Annotated in this window: 13 protein-coding genes and 1 pseudogene; 11 read left to right on the plus strand and 3 right to left on the minus strand. The window is 63.5% G+C overall.

What is annotated here, in order from left to right:
- The first annotated feature begins 124 nt into the window (after window positions 1–124).
- Genes FJ972_RS08780 through FJ972_RS08795 form a run of 4 tightly spaced genes read left to right on the plus strand, consistent with a single transcriptional unit; the run spans window position 125 to window position 3,492 of the window.
- On the plus strand, window positions 125–1,291 hold the full coding sequence (locus tag FJ972_RS08780) for a glycosyltransferase family 87 protein (RefSeq protein ID WP_140496317.1): 1,167 nt from the start codon (window positions 125–127) through the stop codon (window positions 1,289–1,291).
- Window positions 1,284–2,270, plus strand: coding sequence for a glycosyltransferase family 2 protein (locus FJ972_RS08785; protein WP_140496316.1), 987 nt, complete (start codon window positions 1,284–1,286; stop codon window positions 2,268–2,270). The genes FJ972_RS08780 and FJ972_RS08785 overlap by 8 nt, the downstream gene beginning before the upstream one ends.
- Window positions 2,267–3,088 carry a ChbG/HpnK family deacetylase gene (locus tag FJ972_RS08790; RefSeq protein WP_140522433.1) on the plus strand — a complete coding sequence of 274 codons (822 nt, stop codon included), beginning with the start codon at window positions 2,267–2,269 and terminating at the stop codon, window positions 3,086–3,088. The genes FJ972_RS08785 and FJ972_RS08790 overlap by 4 nt, the downstream gene beginning before the upstream one ends.
- Entirely contained in the window at window positions 3,085–3,492 is a 408-nt protein-coding gene (locus FJ972_RS08795) for a GtrA family protein (RefSeq protein WP_140496314.1), read from the plus strand. Before FJ972_RS08790 ends, FJ972_RS08795 begins: the two co-directional genes overlap by 4 nt.
- A gap of 55 nt (window positions 3,493–3,547) precedes the next feature.
- On the opposite strand, the gene FJ972_RS08800 is transcribed toward FJ972_RS08795, so the two are convergent.
- From FJ972_RS08800 to FJ972_RS08810, 3 genes are all read right to left on the minus strand, one after another.
- Entirely contained in the window at window positions 3,548–6,679 is a 3,132-nt protein-coding gene (locus tag FJ972_RS08800) for an efflux RND transporter permease subunit (protein ID WP_140522431.1), read from the minus strand.
- The gene (locus FJ972_RS08805; RefSeq protein ID WP_140496312.1) at window positions 6,676–7,830 is read right to left on the minus strand and encodes an efflux RND transporter periplasmic adaptor subunit; all 1,155 of its coding nucleotides are present in this window, start codon (window positions 7,828–7,830) and stop codon (window positions 6,676–6,678) included. The genes FJ972_RS08800 and FJ972_RS08805 overlap by 4 nt, the downstream gene beginning before the upstream one ends.
- Window positions 7,831–8,109: 279 nt before the next feature.
- The gene (locus FJ972_RS08810; RefSeq protein ID WP_140496311.1) at window positions 8,110–8,934 is read right to left on the minus strand and encodes a MurR/RpiR family transcriptional regulator; all 825 of its coding nucleotides are present in this window, start codon (window positions 8,932–8,934) and stop codon (window positions 8,110–8,112) included.
- Between the two features lie 143 nt (window positions 8,935–9,077).
- On the opposite strand from FJ972_RS08810, the gene FJ972_RS08815 reads away from it, so the two are divergent.
- The 7 genes and pseudogenes from FJ972_RS08815 to FJ972_RS08845 all read left to right on the plus strand — a co-directional run bounded on the left by FJ972_RS08815 (window position 9,078) and on the right by FJ972_RS08845 (window position 16,469).
- Entirely contained in the window at window positions 9,078–9,896 is an 819-nt protein-coding gene (locus FJ972_RS08815) for an N-formylglutamate amidohydrolase (RefSeq protein WP_140522429.1), read from the plus strand.
- A gap of 19 nt (window positions 9,897–9,915) precedes the next feature.
- A pseudogene (locus FJ972_RS08820) lies at window positions 9,916–11,468 on the plus strand (amino acid permease).
- A 99-nt stretch (window positions 11,469–11,567) separates the two neighbouring features.
- Window positions 11,568–12,938, plus strand: a complete 1,371-nt coding sequence (locus tag FJ972_RS08825) for a glutamine synthetase family protein (protein WP_140496308.1) — start codon at window positions 11,568–11,570, stop codon at window positions 12,936–12,938.
- A gap of 60 nt (window positions 12,939–12,998) precedes the next feature.
- A complete protein-coding gene (locus FJ972_RS08830) occupies window positions 12,999–13,451 on the plus strand; it encodes a hypothetical protein (RefSeq protein WP_140522427.1) in 453 nt (150 codons plus the stop codon).
- A complete protein-coding gene (locus FJ972_RS08835) occupies window positions 13,448–13,864 on the plus strand; it encodes a type II toxin-antitoxin system VapC family toxin (protein ID WP_140522425.1) in 417 nt (138 codons plus the stop codon). The genes FJ972_RS08830 and FJ972_RS08835 overlap by 4 nt, the downstream gene beginning before the upstream one ends.
- Before the next feature lie 30 nt (window positions 13,865–13,894).
- Window positions 13,895–15,280, plus strand: a complete 1,386-nt coding sequence (locus FJ972_RS08840) for an aldehyde dehydrogenase family protein (RefSeq protein WP_140522423.1) — start codon at window positions 13,895–13,897, stop codon at window positions 15,278–15,280.
- Between the two features lie 16 nt (window positions 15,281–15,296).
- On the plus strand, window positions 15,297–16,469 hold the full coding sequence (locus FJ972_RS08845) for an iron-containing alcohol dehydrogenase (protein WP_140522421.1): 1,173 nt from the start codon (window positions 15,297–15,299) through the stop codon (window positions 16,467–16,469).
- Window positions 16,470–16,506: the final 37 nt, after the last annotated feature.

The following is a 16,506-nucleotide window of genomic DNA, read 5'->3' on the forward strand; positions in this document are numbered from 1 at the left end:
TGTCATCGGCGGCCACGCCGTTCGATCCCCCTATGCCACCCCGCTTTGTCCGTGATATGCCGCCGCCAATGAACGCTGGGACAGTGCCGGACCGGGCCTGTTCCGGATTGGTGTGGGGTGCTTGGTGAGGATTTCCAAACCGGTTTTCGACCGCCTGGGGCTTGGCCTGTGGATCGGGGCATTCGCGGTCGTGCTTGGCCTGGTCCTGTGGTCGCCCGATGCGCGCACCGTATTGCACGCCTACAGATATGGCAGTGTGGAGTTTCTCGCCGGCCGGCCGCTCTACGACCTCGAGTCCGAGATGGGATACCTTTACACGCCCGCCTTCGCCGCGCTCTATATTCCGTTCTTGAATCTGGGACCGCATCTTGGCGGGCTGGTCTGGCATGCCCTCGGTTTCGCCGTTCTCACCCTTGCCGCGGCGCGGCAGGTGCGCAAGCTGGGCGGACAGGAGCAGACCTGGCTGCTTTCCTTCGGCCTCTTCCTCGCTTTGCCGATGACGCTGGGCGCCATCCGCAACGGGCAGGCGACAATCCTGCTGACCGGCGCCTGCTGGCTCTTGACCCTGTCGGCACTGGAAGGACGGCGTGCGGAGACCTTTTTCTGGGCCTCGCTTGCCATAACGGCCAAGCCAACCGCGATCATCATGCTGCTGTTGGTGGGGGCGTTGCGCCCGCGGCTGATACCGGTGCTGGTGCTCGCGGTGCTGTTCGTGCTCGCCATCCCCTACGCTTTCGCTCCCGCCGGCTACCTGAACGAGCAGTATGGCGATTTCGCCCGCATGCTGACGTCGATGGCCGTCGACAAGACCAGCCATTTTGTTCCTACCGATTTCACCGCGCCCTTTATCGAGATGGGGCTGCCCGTTCCGGACTCGGCTGCCACGGCGGTGCGCGTCGTGATCGGCCTGCTGACGCTCTCGATCGTGCTCTGGTTCGACCGCAAGCTCGAACAAGGAGCGGCCGGACTCGCGATCTTCCTGGCGGCCGCCTTCTACATGTGCGTCTTCAACCCGCGCGTCGAGCCCAACACCTATGCGATGATCGCGGTACCCGCCGGCCTTGCCATTGCCCTGTTGTGGCGCGAAGAAAAAGGTGGCGTCCTGGCCTGCGTGCTGTCCATGACTTTATTCCTGACAGGTTTGACCGGTGTCGAGCGCCACATGCATGACTTTCTCTATCCCTGGTTTCGGCCGATCACGGTCACTTTCATCGCCTGCTTCCTGATATGGTGGTTCTGGGCCAAGGCGCGACAAAAATTGGTGAATGTGGAGCCTGTCGCCCATGGCTGAGATGCGCCCGAGACTCGACATCGTGGCGCCGTTCTTCAACGAGGCGCAATCGGCGACGGCTTTCGCGGCATTGCTCGACGCGCTCGAGGCGGCGGTGTCGAGCCGCTTCGGCATGCAGGTCCACAAGATCCTGGTCGACGACGGCAGCCGGGACGATAGCGCCGGGCGGTTTTCGCAGGCACTTTCGGGATCCTGGGAAATCGTGCGCCTCAGCCGCAATTTCGGCAAGGAGGTCGCCGTGCTCGCCGGCCTCGACCACTCGCGGGGCGACATGGTGCTTGTCATGGACGCGGATCTGCAGCACTCCCTGGAGACCAGCCTGAAGATGATCGTCGAGCTGGCTGAGAATCCGGACGTCGACGTCGTCTACGCGCAGAACGACCGGCGCGGGGCAAGCTGGCGGCGCAGCCAGTTGGCGAAACTGTTCTACAGTCTGATCAACAGCAGCCAGCGGTTCGATATTCCCGAGAATGCAGGCGATTTTCGCGTCATGCGCGGCACCGTGGCGCGCGCATTGACCAGCCTGCGCGACAAAAGGCGCTTCAACAAGGGCCTGTTCGCCTGGGCCGGCTTCCGCCAGAAGGCCATATCCTATTCGCCGGAAAACCGCGCCAGCGGCAAGTCGAAATGGAGCCGGCTCAACCTGATCGCCTTTTCGTTAGAGGGGTTTACGTCCTTTTCGGTGATTCCGCTGCGCCTGATCAGCCTCAGCGGACTGCTTGCGGCGTTTGCCGGCGCGGTCTACGGCGCGAAAGTGCTCTTCGAGGTGCTGTTCTACGGCATTGCCGTTCCAGGCTATCCGAGCCTGCTGGTCGCCGTGGTGCTGCTCGGCGGCCTCAACCTGACACTTCTCGGGCTGATCGGTGAATATGTCTGGGTCACCCTCAGCGAAAGCAAGGATCGCCCGGTCTACATCGTGCGCGATATCGTGCGCAGCGATGTTCCCGCCAGGTCGGCGCCGGGCGTTTCCGGGGCATGATGCGCGGCATCCGCCTGATCGCCGACGATTACGGCCTGGCGCCCGGCGTCTCGGCGGCGATCCTCGACCTGCTCGATCGCGGGCGGCTAACGGGCACCGGTTGCATGACCGGTTTCGCGGAATGGCCGGGGGAGGCGGAACGCATCAAGCCGCTGTGCGGCCGGGTCGCCGTCGGCCTGCATCTGACCTTGACGGACCAGCCGGCCGTGACCGGCCCGTCGAGCCTGGCGCCGGAAGGCCGGCTGCCGCCGCTCCGCTCGCTGGCATTGCCGATCCTGCGCGGCGGCATCGAGACCTGCGACGTCCATGCCGAGCTCGACGCCCAATTTGGCCGCTTCGTCGAGGCGCTCGGGCGCAGGCCCGATTTCATCGACGGCCACCAGCATGTGCATTTCCTGCCAGTCGTGCGTAAATGGCTGCGGGTGCGTTTCGCCGGAGATGCCGGCAGACCGTGGCTGCGCGGCGCGCCGGCACTGGCCGGCAGCGGAGCGGCGGCATCGAAAATTGCGGCGATCGCCGCCCTGGCAACTGGTTTCAACCGATCCATGCGGCGCGCCGGCTTCACCGTGAGGGCGCCGCTCGCCGGCATCTATGACTGGCGGCAGTCGGAAAAGTTCGCGCCCGCCCTGCAAACCGCCGTTGAAAGCCTGCCGGAAAAGGGACTTTTCATGTGCCATCCCGGGCATGTCGACGAGACGTTGCGTGCACGCGACCCGATGCAAGATGTGCGCGACGTCGAATTCGCGGTTCTCGCCTCCGATCATTTCGGCGCAAACCTGGCTCGCGCGCGTGTCGGCGTCATGGACGGCATGGCATGAGTGCCGATCAGTCCCGGCGTTCGACCGGCAACAAGATTATCCGCTTCGCCATTGTCGGCCTGGTGAACACGGCCATCGACCTTGCCGGCTTCTTTCTGCTGCTCAAGCTGCACGTGCCGCCGCTGCCCGCCAACGTTGCGTCCTGGTTCATTGCCGTCACCTTCTCCTTCGCGGCCAACGGCTTCTGGTCGTTCGAGCGCGATCCGGCCATCCGGCTGCATCATGCCTTTCTTCGCTTCGCCTCGCTCGGCGCGCTGATTTCGCTCGGTGTCTCCAGCCTCGCGATCGCGCTGTTCGCCGGTGTTGTCGGCGTGTGGCCGGCAAAGATCGGCGGGGTGGTTGTGGCGGCGGTGCTGAATTTCCTCGCCGCGCGCTGGTCGATCGAGGGCCGTCTCCTGAAATAGCAGGCTATTTCCCCACGAAAATTCCGGACCCGCCACACGGTCTCCTGGAATTTCCCTATTCAGCCGGCTCCACATCGGTGTAGGCGGCTTCCTCGAGTTCGCGCTTCAGCCGCGCCTCCTCGTGGGCCTTCGGCGTGACGAAGCGGCCGAGCAAGAGATAGGCGACGGGGGTCAGGAACAGCGTCGAGACGGTGGCCAGCCCCAGTCCGCCGACGATCACCCAGCCGAGCGCGATACGGGCCTCGGCGCCGGCGCCCGCCGCCAGCACCAGCGGCACGCCGCCGAGCACGGTGCAGATCATTGTCATCATCACCGGGCGCAAGCGAATGGTCGAGGCCTGTTCGATCGACTCGCGCACCCCCAGTCCACGATCGCGCAACTGGTTTGCGAACTCGACGATCAGGATGCCGTTCTTGGCCATGACGCCGACCAGCAGCACCAGGCCGATCTGGCTGTAGGCGTTGAGGCTGGTGCCCGAGAGCAGAAGCGCGAAGATGGCGCAGGCGAGGCCGAGCGGCACTGTCGCCATAATGATGACGGCGCTGACGAAGCTCTCGAATTGCGCGGCAAGCACCAGCAGGATGATGACCAGGGCAAAACCGAAGATGGTGACCATGGCGCTGTTGGTCTCACCCAGCGTCGCCGCCTCGGCCAATGGCACGATGCGGCTGCCCGGCGGCAGAAGCGGCGTTGCGATTTCCTCGGCGCGCGTAAGGGCCGAGCCGAGCGCGAAATCGCCGCCGAGGTTGGACGTGATCGCCACCGACGGCTGCTGCTGCTCGCGCGACAGCGAGGGCGGCACGGCACGCTCGGTCAGCGTGGCGATGGTCGACATCGGCACGAAACGGCCGTCAGCCGTCTTTAGGAAGACGTTCTCCAGGTCCGTCGGATCGTTGATCGGGTTGGTGGTCGAAACCAGCTTCACCCCGTAGCTGCGGTCGGCGATGTAGACATCGACGACGTCGTTGCCGTCGAGCATGGCCTGCATGGTGTTGGCCAGTCCTGTGATGTCGATGCCGAGATCGGAGGCGCGCTCGCGGTCGATGGCAACGGAAAGCTGCGGTTGCGTCGGGTCGATGGAAAGCCGTGGCGTCTGGAAACGCGGATCCTTCTGCATCTCGGCGATGATCTTGACGGCCGCGTCGCCGAGCGCCTTGCGGTCGTTGCCGACCAGCGCGAACTGCAGGCCGTTGCCGGCGCCACGGATGCCGAGGCTGTTGGGCTGCACCGGGAAGATACGCACGCTGGGCACCTGGCGGGTGAGCTGGCTGATCTCTGCCATGATCTCCTGCTGGCTGCGGCTGCGCTCGTCCCAGGGCGCCAGCGTCATTACCATGAAGCCTGAATTATAGGCGCCGTTCTGGCCGGCGCTCTCGAAAGTGCTGACGATTTCGCCGGAATCACGCAGCGGCTGGATCAGTTTTTCGATCTTCTGCATCTGCTGCGTCGTGTAGTCGAGGCTGACGCCTTGCGGGGCGCTGATGCGAAGCAGCACGACCGCGCGATCCTCGGTCGGCGTCAATTCCTGGCGGATGGTGCCGAACAGCGCGAATGCGGTGCCGGCGAACAGCAGCGCCACCAGCACCACGATCCACGGCGCGTCGAGGCAGACATGCAGGCTGCGCCGGTAGGCCGCGTTCAGCGCGCCGCCGATGCGTGCGCCGACGCCGTTGCCGCCCTCGTGGTGGAGGGCGGCAGTGGACAGCATGCGCGAGGCAAGCATGGGGCAAAGCGTCAGCGCGACCACGCAGGACAACAGCACCGACATGGCGAGCACGAAGCCGAATTCGCGGAACAGGCCGCCGGTCTGGCCCGGCAGGAAGGAGATCGGCACGAAGACGGCAACCAGCGTCAGGGTGGTGGCGATGACGGCGAAGAACACCTCCTGTGCGCCGAGCACGGCGGCGGCACGCGGCCCCATGCCTTGATTGCGCCGCCGCACGATGTTTTCCAAAACGACGATCGCGTCATCGACGACAAGCCCCGTCGCCAGCACCAGGGCCAGCAGCGTCAGGATGTTGATCGAAAAACCAGCGAGATAGATTGCGGCAATGGTGCCGATCATGGCGACGGGCATCGACAGGCCCGGAATGAGCGTGGCGCGCCAGTCGAGAAGAAAGGCATAGATGACGATCAGCACGATGGAGACGGAAAGCGCGAGCGCGATCTCCACCTCGTGGACGGCGCCGTTGACGAACACCGCGTCGTCGCTTGTGACCTTGATCGACATGCCTTGCGGCAGGTTTGCCTGCAACTTCTCGACCGCGGCCTTGACGCCGGTGGAGATGTCCAGCGTGTTCGATTCCGCCTGGCGGATGATGCCGATGCCGATGCCGGTCTTGCCGTCCGAACGCAACGTGGTCTGGCCGATGTCGGGGCCGAGCGTGACGGTGGCGACATCGCGGATGCGCGTCGTTCCGCCAATGATGATGTTCTCGAATTCTTCCGGCGTCGTCACATCGGCGGTGGTGCGAACGATCAGGTCCTGATTGGTGGTGGTGATCGAGCCGGCGGGTGAATCGAAGGCGACCGAGGCAAGGGCGGTCCTGAGGTCGGCGACGGTGAAGCCCAGGCTGGCGAGCTTGTTCTGATCGACGTCGATGCGGAAGATCTTGTCGCGGTCGCCATAGACCTGGACGTCCGCGACGCCTGGAACGGCAGCCAGTTCGTCCTCGATCTGGTCCTGGACCACGACGGTCATGTCCTGAACCGACATGGTGTCGGAGGTGACGGCCAGGCGCATCACGGGGTCGGAGTTGGCGTCGGCCTTCACGATGCGCGGCGGATCGGCCGTCTCCGGCATCTGGTTGGCGACGCGGCCGACGGCATCCCGCACATCCGAGGCCCCGACATTGAGGTCGACGCCGTCGTTGAATTCGATGGTGACGCGGCTCGAGCCGAAGGAGGAGGTCGAAGAGATCGACTTGACGCCGGAAACGCGGGCAACAGCTCCCTCGATCGTGTCGGTCAGTTCGCGATCGACCGTTTCGGCCGCCGCGCCTTCGAAAGTCGTGGAAACGGTGACGACGGCGCGGTCGACATCAGGCAGTTCGCGGATCTCGACGCCATAGAAGGCGGCGAGGCCGGCGACCGCGATGAGGACATTCAGCACCAAGGCCATGACCGGCCTGCGGATGAACAGGGCGGTAAAGCCGGTCTCGCTGGCGGCGTTGACGGCTCCGGTCATGAGCCTTCGGCCGCGTTCGCGGCGCGCTGCTCTCCGCGGGCGATGCGGACTTCGCCTCCCTCGCTGACGCTCTGGGTGCCTTCGGTCACCACCATGTCGCCACTGTCCAGTTCCGCGTCGATCAACACGGTTTCGGTGTTGCGCTGGATGATGCGCACCGGCACCCGCTTGGCCTTGCCGTTCTCGACCGCCCAGACGTAAGCGCCCTCCGAGCCCCACAGGATCGCCAGCGGGCTGACGGCGGGATAGGTCTCGCCGGGGAATTTCATGGTGATGGCGAACGACATGCCGGCGCGCAGCGAATCGGCCGGGTTGGCGATCGTCGCCTTGACCAGAAGCGTACGGCTGTTCTCGTCGATGTGGTTGTCGATGGCCGAAACCGTGCCGGTATAGCTGTTGCCGGGATTGGCGATCGGCGTCGCCGACAATTGCGCGCCGATCTTGACGGCGGCCGCGAAGCGTTCCGGCACCAGGAAATCGACAAGGATCGAGGAACGGTCGTCGAGCGTGGCGATCGCCGACTGGTTGGTCACATAATTGCCGGCGGAGATCGGCAGGATCCCGACCGTGCCGGAGATCGGGGCGAGAACAGACCGGCGGTGCAGTGCCAGTTCCGCATCCTGTAGCGCCAGCTTGGCACCGGCCAGCACCACTTCGGCATCGGCGACGGCGACCGGTGTCGCCGCATTGGAGGCGCGCAGCGACCTGACCCGGTCGAGCTTGGCCTGTGCGTCCTGAAGCGCGAGCCGGGCACGGTCCTGGGCGATCACTTCGGTTTCGGAATCAAGGGTCGCGATGACCTGTCCCTTGTCGACATGGGTGCCGGACGAAACCAGCAATTCGGCGAGACGGCCGGAGGAGTAGGGGTTGACCGTCACCGACGCATTGGCGCGGCCGGTGCCGATGGCCTGGAGCCGATCGTTTATGGTCGCGGAAATAGCGGGCACGACGACGACGTTGACCTGACGGGCTCGCTCGCCGCCAGCGGATTTCGTGCCGGCGCCGGTTTCAGCCGGAGGCGTTGCCGCGTAGGCCCAGTCTATTCCCCAGCGCGCCAGCACGTCCGGCGCGCCCGGGAAAAAGCGCAGCCAGGCGGCAACCGCCACCACCAGCACCACAAGGGCGAAAAGTATCTGTTTCCAGGCGGCCATCGGCACTCCGGTTGGCAAAACAATCCTTCCGTCCACCGGTTTCCCGAAATAAGCAGACGCAGCGGGGCTATTCTAAGGCAAGAAGCAAGCCCCCGATATCGTGCCTTTATGACAATTCTTCAGTGTCCGCGCACATTAAATATGCGTAACGTTGCCGGTGTTCGTGCCGTTTTGATTTTTTAGTTCACTTCGAGCCGGGCTTTCGAGATTACAACGCTGGCTATGCCGCCCCGACGCCAGTTTCGGACCGAAATCGTTCCAGACTTATCCCGGGCTGCATCAACGCAGGCCTTCCATCTCGCGGATGCGCCGGGCGCCGTCGGCCTCGAGTTGCCTTGTGACGGCGCCGATCAGCGTTTCGGCGACGACGAAGAGCGCCGCCGAGGAGTCCCACGCCGAAGGCACGGCGGTTCGCCCGGCGATGACGTGACGGGCGAAGCGGGCGATCGGCGACAGCCACTGGTCGGTGAACAACACGATCTGCACGCCACGCTGATGCGCCTTCTCGGCGAAGCGGATGAGGCTGTCCTGGTAGCGCCTGATGTCGAAAATGACCAGCACGTCGCGCTTGCCCATGTCGATCAGCCTGTCGCGCCACATGCTTTCCTGACCGGCGAGGTGAATGACGTCAGGCTGGATGATGGCAAGGTGGGCGGCCATGTAGCGCGCCAGCGGATCGGTGAAGCGGCCGCCGATCAGGAATGTCTTGCCGCGACGCTCTGCGAGGCGGGACGCGATGTCGGCAAGCTGCTTGTCGGACAGGTGCCGGAACGTCTCGCGCATATTGTCGAGCGTTGCCTCCAGCATCGGCGACGCCGTGCCGCCGGGCAAGGGCGGATTGAGCGTGCGGGTCGCAGGGGACTGCAATTGCGCCGCCAGTTCGTCCTGCAGGCTCGACTGGAACTCCGGATAGTTCTGGAAGCCGAGCCTGGCGACGAAACGCAGGATCGTCGGCGAGGACACGCCGGCCGCGGACGAGAATTCGGCGACAGTCTTCAGACCGATCATCGGATAGCTCGCTATCAGCGTCTGGGCCGCGCGCCGCTCGCCGGCCGGCATTGTGCCGATGCGGTCGGCGATCAATTCGGCAATACTGGAAATCATCTTTCCCATCCATGGCCCGGCCGACGGTGTTTTCCCCAAATCGCATTTGACAAAGCCGGGCAAACTGTATGAAATCATCCATAGGGACGCAATGAGGCAAAATACGTAACATACGATACAGCGCTCCCCGGGGACCGCAGACTATGGAGAAAGCACGGCCCGCCAGCCTTGCATCGCCTGATGCCGTAAGGGTGACCAACCCGGGCGGATCGAGTCCCTTCGTGCTCACCTGCGACCACGCCTCCAATTTCCTGCCCGCCGAATTCGGCACGCTCGGCCTCACCGCCGAGGACCTGTCGCGTCACATCGCCTGGGACCCGGGCGCGCTGCCCGTTGCGCTGCGCATGGCGCAGGCGCTCGATGCGACGCTGGTCGAAACCTGCATTTCGCGTCTCGTCATCGACTGCAACCGGCCGCTTGACGCGCCGGACCTGGTGCCGCCGGTCAGCGAAACCACGGCCATACCGGGCAACACCGGCCTGTCGGAAAAGCAGCGCGCGGCGCGGGTCGCCCTGTCCTGGCAGCCGTTTCATAACGCCATCGAGCATATTGTCGAAGACAGGCTGGCGCGCGGCCAGGAGACGCGGCTGGTATCGGTGCATTCCTTCACGCCGGTCTACAAAGGCCGAGACCGGCCCTGGCATATCGGCATCATCCACGATGACGACCGCCGGCTGGCAGCGCCGCTGATATCGGCGCTGCGGCACCTTGCCGGCATTACCGTCGGCGTCAACGAACCCTATTCGCCGGCCGACCGCGTCTATTTCACGCTGGAACGCCATGCGCGCCTGCGCGGGCTGCCCTGCGCGATGATCGAAATCCGCAACGATGAAATCTCCGGCGAGACCGGGCAGCGGAAATGGGCGGATTTGCTCACAGGCATCTTTTCGGGTCTGGAACCCGAGGAGACCAGGGGCGCCAGGGAACACGCAACGGGAAAGTCAGTTCAATCGGCCAGCTGAGAACGCAAGGGGACTAAAAATGGCAGCACCTGGATATACCGAAGTTGACAAGGCGGAGGACGTCAAGGTCCTCCACAGCATGGGCTACGCCCAGGAACTGGAGCGGCGCCTCAGCCGCTTTTCGAATTTCGCCGTTTCCTTCTCCATCATCTGCATTCTGTCGGGCGGCATCAATTCGCTGGCGCAGGCAACGTCGGGCGCCGGCGGCATCGGCATCGGCATCGGCTGGTCGGCTGCTTCGTCTCGTTGACGTTCGCCGTCGCCATGTCGCAGATCAGCTCGGCCTATCCGACGGCAGGCGGGCTCTATCATTGGGGCTCGATCCTGGGCAACCGCGGCACCGGCTGGGTCACGGCCTGGCTCAACCTGCTCGGCCTGATCACCGTGCTCGGTGCCATCAATGTCGGCACCTGGACATTCTTCATCGGCGCCTTCGGACCGGCGCTCGGTATCGAAGGCACGCTGACCAACCAGATGATCTTTCTGGTCATCATCACCGGCGCCCAGGCGCTGATCAACCATCTCGGCATCAAGCTGACGGCCAAGCTCACCGACTTCTCGGGCTACCTCATCTTCTTCGGCTCGATCCTGATCGCCGTGGTCTGCCTGCTCTCCGCCGAAACCTGGGATTTCAGCCGGCTGTTCACCTTCCATAACTACTCCGGCGATGCCGGAGGCGGCGTCTGGCCATCGGTTTCGAATGCCTGGGTGTTCGCGCTCGGCCTCCTGCTGCCGATCTACACCATCACCGGTTACGACGCCTCGGCGCATACGTCCGAGGAGACCATCAAGGCGGCCAGCTCGGTGCCGCGCGCCATGGTCATGTCGGTGATCTGGTCGGCCGTATTCGGCTATCTGTTCCTGGCCGCCTTCGTGCTGATGATCCCGAACATGGACGATGCCGCCAAGCAAGGCTGGAACGTGTTCTTCTGGGCCTTCGACCAGCGCGTCAGCCCTGGCCTCAAGGAGTTCGTCTATCTCGTCGTGTTCATCGCTCAGCTGCTGTGCGGCCTCGCCACCGTCACCTCAGCCTCGCGCATGATCTTCGCCTTCTCGCGTGACGGCGGCCTGCCGGGTTCGTCGGCACTGGCCAAGGTCAGTCCGACCTACCGCACGCCGGTGGCGGCGATCTGGACGGCATCGATCCTGTCGGTGCTGTTCGTCTGGGGTTCGACGCTGGTTTCGGTCGCCGGCACCTCGGCCTACACCATCGTGGTCTCCTGCACCGTCATCTTCCTGTTCCTGTCCTTCACCGTGCCCATCGTGCTCGGCATGCTGGCCTGGGGCACGCCCAAATGGGACAAGATGGGACCGTGGAACATGGGGCGCGGCGTGTTCATGCTGTTTGCGGTCCTGTCGATCGTGTCGATGATCCTGATCTTCGTCATCGGAATCCAGCCGCCGAACGACTGGGCGCTCTACATCACCGTCGGCTTCTTCATCCTGACCGCGATCGTCTGGTTTGCCTTCGAGCGCAACCGCTTCCAGGGTCCGCCGCTCGGCGACATCATCGCGGCGCGCCAAGCGGCGATCAAGGCGGCTGAGCAGGCCGTCGGCGAAACCGGCCACTGAGGCCAGCATCTCACAGCCATGGCCGGCGCATCGCCGGCCATGGCTTCGACCCTTCGAAATCGACAAGCCCAAAATGACAAGCACTGGAGCGCCAAAGGAATGGCCGGAAATTTCTCGTTCGATCAGTTGAAGAAAGCGGTTTCCGGCGGGGAGATCGACACGGTGCTGGCCTGCATCGTCGATATGCAGGGACGGCTGGCGGGAAAACGGTTCCTGGCCCAGTACTTCGTCGATTCCGCGCATGACGAGACGCATGGCTGCAACTATCTCCTGGCCGCCGACATCGATATGGAGCCGGTGCCCGGCTATAAGGCGGCAAGCTGGTCGAAGGGCTATGGCGATTTCGTCATGAAGCCCGACCTCGCGACGCTGCGGCGCATTCCGTGGCTGGAAAAGACAGCGCTCGTGATCTGCGACGTGCTCGATCACCACACCCATGACGACCTGCCGCATTCCCCGCGCGCCATCCTGAAGAAGCAGGTCAAGCGGCTGACGGAGCGCGGTTATATCGGCTATTTCGCCTCCGAGCTCGAATTCTACCTCTTCAGCGAGACCTACGATTCCGCCCGCAAGAAGCACTGGCAGGGCCTCGACACCGCCTCGCCCTATATCGGCGACTATCAGATCGGCATCACCACCAAGGAAGAAGGCGTCATGCGACGGCTTCGCAACGAAATGGAAGCGGCAGGCATCCCGATCGAGAACTCGAAGGGCGAGTGGGGGCCGGGTCAGGAAGAGATCAATGTGCGCTATGCCGAGGCCCTCGACATGGCCGATCGCCACGTCATCCTGAAGAATGGCGCCAAGGAGATCGCCGAATCCGAAGGCAAGGCGATTTCCTTCATGGCCAAGTACAATTACGGGCTCGCCGGCAATTCCAGCCACATCCACAATTCGCTCTGGAGCGCCGACGGCAAGACGCCGCTTTTCTTCGACAGACAAGCCGACTGGACGCTATCGAGCCTCGGCCAGCAGTGGGCGGCGGGTCAACTCAAATACGCCAAGGAGTTCACCTGGTTCCTGGCGCCCTACATCAATTCCTACAAGCGCTTCCAGGCCGGCACGTTCGCGCCGACCAAGATCATGTGGAGCGAAGATAACCGCACCGCCGGCTTCCGCCTGTGCGGCGAGGGCACCAAGGGCATCCGCATGGAGTGCCGCATCGGCGGCGCCGACTTGAACCCCTATCTCGCCTTCGCGGCGTTGATCGCCGCCGGCCTTGCCGGCATCGACGAGAAGCTGGAGCTGCAGAAGCCCTTCGTCGGCGACGCCTATCAGGCCTCGCGCCTGCCGGAGATCCCGAAGACGCTGCGCGACGCCACCGACACGCTGGCCAAGTCCAAGATGCTGAAACAGGCGCTCGGCGAGGACGTGCTCGAACACTACGTCCACACCGCTAAATGGGAGCAGTTCGAATACGACCGCCGCATTACGGATTGGGAACTGCATCGTGGGTTCGAGCGATACTAGAAGATAGTATATTACTATCTTTACCTTGATCGGAAACGCGGATTGGACTAAATTTGTACAATGACCGACGGAACCAAATACCATCCGCTTTTCGAGCATCTTCTGTTCTCGGGCCAAGGCCGTATGTCCATGAGCTTCGCGGAGATCGAGCAAGTAATAGGCGGCCGCTTGCCGCCGTCGGCGCGACAGCGGCAGGAATGGTGGGCGAACAGCCCGAGCGGGCACAGCCAGGCGCGCGCCTGGTTGCGCGCAAACTATCGGGCGTCCCATGTCGACCTTGCGAACGAACGCGTGGATTTTAAACTGGAGGGATGGCCCGAGGGCTATCGAAAGCCGAACATGGCTACCATGGACAAGACTCCTCCGGGAATGGCGGAGCCAGCGCAGGCCAGCTACGAACTTCCACGGGAAAATATCGACCATCCGCTTTTCGGCATATGGACAGGCAAGGTTACGCTTTGCCCAGGGCATGATTACACTAGGCCGGCTTTTGAGCCTGATGTGCAGCCGTGACGCATAGGCTGCTGCTCGACACGTGCGCGATCATATGGATAGCGCTGAACGAGCCGATCAGGCCGGAAGCCAAGACTGCGATCAATACCGCCGCGGCTGTTGACGAGAAGATCCGGGTTTCCCCCATATCGGCCTGGGAATTGGGCCTGCTGAGCGCCAACGGCCGATTGGCGGCAGCAAAGTCGCCAACAAGCATTTTTGGGGAAGTGATCGCCACGCCAGGCATCAAGGTAGAGGCTCTTTCGCCGGGCTTATTGATTGAATCGTCCTTCTTGCCCGGATCGCTTCACGGCGATCCGGCAGATAGAATATTGATCGCGACAGCACGGGCGTTCGATCTGACGCTCGTGACGCGCGATCAGTCGATACTGGACTATGCGAGAGCAGGGCATGTTCGCGCCCTTGCCTGCTGACGCTTTGCCTTTCGATATGGAGACATCTTCTTGGAAACCGTGAAGCTCAAATCCCCTGTCGATGGTTCGGTCTATGCCGAGCGTCCGATCGCCACCGACCAGGCGGTCAATGCCGCTGTCGAGCGCGCCAAGGCAGCGCAGGAAAAGTGGGCGCAGACTCCGATCGCCGAGCGCGGCAAGTACATGCTGGCGATGCTCGAGGCGTTGGTTGCCATGACCGACGAGATCGTGCCGGAGATCGCCTGGCAGATGGGGCGTCCGGTGCGCTATGGCGGCGAGTTCGGCGGCGTCAAGGAACGCACCAGCTATATGGTCGAAATCGCCGAGGCGGCGCTGAAATCGGTCCCGGCTTCCAATCCGAAGGACGGGTTCCGCCGCTATGTGAAGAAGGATCCGCTCGGCGTGGTCATGGTGATCGCGCCTTGGAACTACCCTTACCTCACCGCGGTCAACACCATCGTCCCGGCGCTGATGGCCGGCAACACCGTCATCCTCAAACATGCCGCGCAGACGCTGCTGGTCGGCGAGCGTTTCCAGCAGGCTTTCGACAAAGCAGGCCTGCCCAAGGGCGTGTTCCAGAACATCGTGCTGAACCATGTCCAGACAGAAAAATTGCTTGGCTCGGGCAAGATCGACCACGTCAATTTCACCGGCTCGGTCGCCGGCGGCCGCGCCATCGAAAAGGCAGCGGCCGGCACCTTCATGACGCTCGGGTTGGAGCTTGGCGGCAAGGATCCTGCCTATGTGCTGCCCGACGCCAAGATTGACCATGCAGTCGCCAATCTGGTCGATGGCGCCTTCTACAATTCCGGCCAGTGCTGCTGCGGCATCGAGCGCGTCTATGTGCATGAGAAGGTCTATGACGAATTCGTCGCAGGCTTCATCGCCGAGACGAAACACTATGTCGTCGGCAACCCGCTCGAACAGGCGACGACGATGGGGCCGATGGCGCAGGGTCGTTTCGCCGACCTGATCCGCGAGCAAAAGGCCGAGGCGCTGCGCAAGGGCGCCAAGGCGCATATCAACATGAAGGTGGCTCAGGACAAGGCCGGCTCGCCCTATCTGGCGCCGGAGGTGCTGACCGGCGTCGACCACCAGATGAGCGTCATGCGCGAGGAAAGTTTTGGCCCGATCGTCGGCATCATGAAGGTGCGCAACGACGAGGAGGCGATCGCGCTGATGAACGACAGCCCCTACGGCCTGACCGCCTCGATCTGGACGCGCGACACCGAGCATGCGGTGGCGATCGGCGACCGCGTCGAGACCGGTACCGTGTTCATGAACCGCTGCGACTACCTCGACCCGGCGCTGGTTTGGACCGGCGTCAAGGACACCGGCAAGGGGGCCGGCTTGTCAGCCATCGGCTACGACAACCTCACCCGGCCGAAATCCTTCCACCTGCGCGAAGCCATCTGATTTTTGAAAGACAAACATGTCCAAGCTGATCTCCAAATGGAACTACCCCACCACCGTCCGCTTCGGCGCTGGGCGCATCAAGGAATTGCCCGAGGTGCTCGCCGCCACCGGCATCAAGCGGCCGCTCTTCGTCACCGATCCGGGGCTGGCGAAACTGCCGGTCGTCGCTTCGACGCTGAAAATCCTCGATGACGCAAAAGTGCCCTACGGCGTTTTCTCCGAAGTGAAGCCGAATCCGGTCGATTCCAATCTCACCGCCGGCATCGCGGTGTTCAAGAAGGGCAAGCATGACGGCGTCATTGCCTTCGGCGGCGGCTCGGCGCTCGACCTTGGCAAGCTGATCGCCTTCCAGGCGGGACAGACGCGGCCGGTCTGGGATTTCGAGGACATCGGCGACTGGTGGACACGCGCCAACTCGGACGCGATCGCGCCGATCGTAGCGGTGCCGACCACCGCCGGCACCGGCTCCGAAGTCGGCCGCGCCGGCGTCATCACCAATGAGGCGACCCACACCAAGAAGGTCATCTTCCATCCGAAGCTGCTGCCGGCGATCGTCATTGCCGATCCGGAACTGTCGGTCGGCATGCCGGGCTTCATCACCGCCGGCACCGGCATGGACGCGCTGGCCCATTGCCTCGAGGCTTATTGCGCGCCGGGCTACCATCCGATGGCCGACGGCATCGCCGTGGAAGGCATCAGGCTTGTTTTCGAGAACCTGCCAAAGGCCTATGCCAACGGCAGGGATCTGGTCGCCCGCGCCAACATGATGAGCGCCGCGGCGATGGGCGCGGCAGCCTTCCAGAAGGGGCTGGGGGCGATCCATTCGCTGTCGCATCCCATCGGGGCGCTCTACGACACCCATCACGGCATGACCAATGCGGTTTTCATGCCCTATGTGCTCGCCTTCAATCGCGAGGCGATCGAGGACCGCATCGCGCGGCTCGCCGCCTATTGCGGCATAAGAGGCGGCTTCGACGGCTTCGCCAAGGCTGTCATCAAGCTTCGCAAGGAATTGAAGGTGCCGCATGCGCTGCCAGGCCTGATCAAGGGGCTCGACATGGACAAGAAGCGCAAGGCCTTGATCGCCGATATGGCGGTGGTCGATCCGACAGCCGGCGGCAACCCGGTCAAGCTGACCAAGAAAGCAGCGCTGACGCTGCTCGAAAATGCAATCGCTGGGACGGTGTGATACCGCTTTCAGGGTAAAGTTGATCTGGAAAATCAGG

Origin of the sequence: Mesorhizobium sp. B2-1-1 (assembly GCF_006442975.2) — a bacterium.
GTDB lineage: Bacteria > Pseudomonadota > Alphaproteobacteria > Rhizobiales > Rhizobiaceae > Mesorhizobium.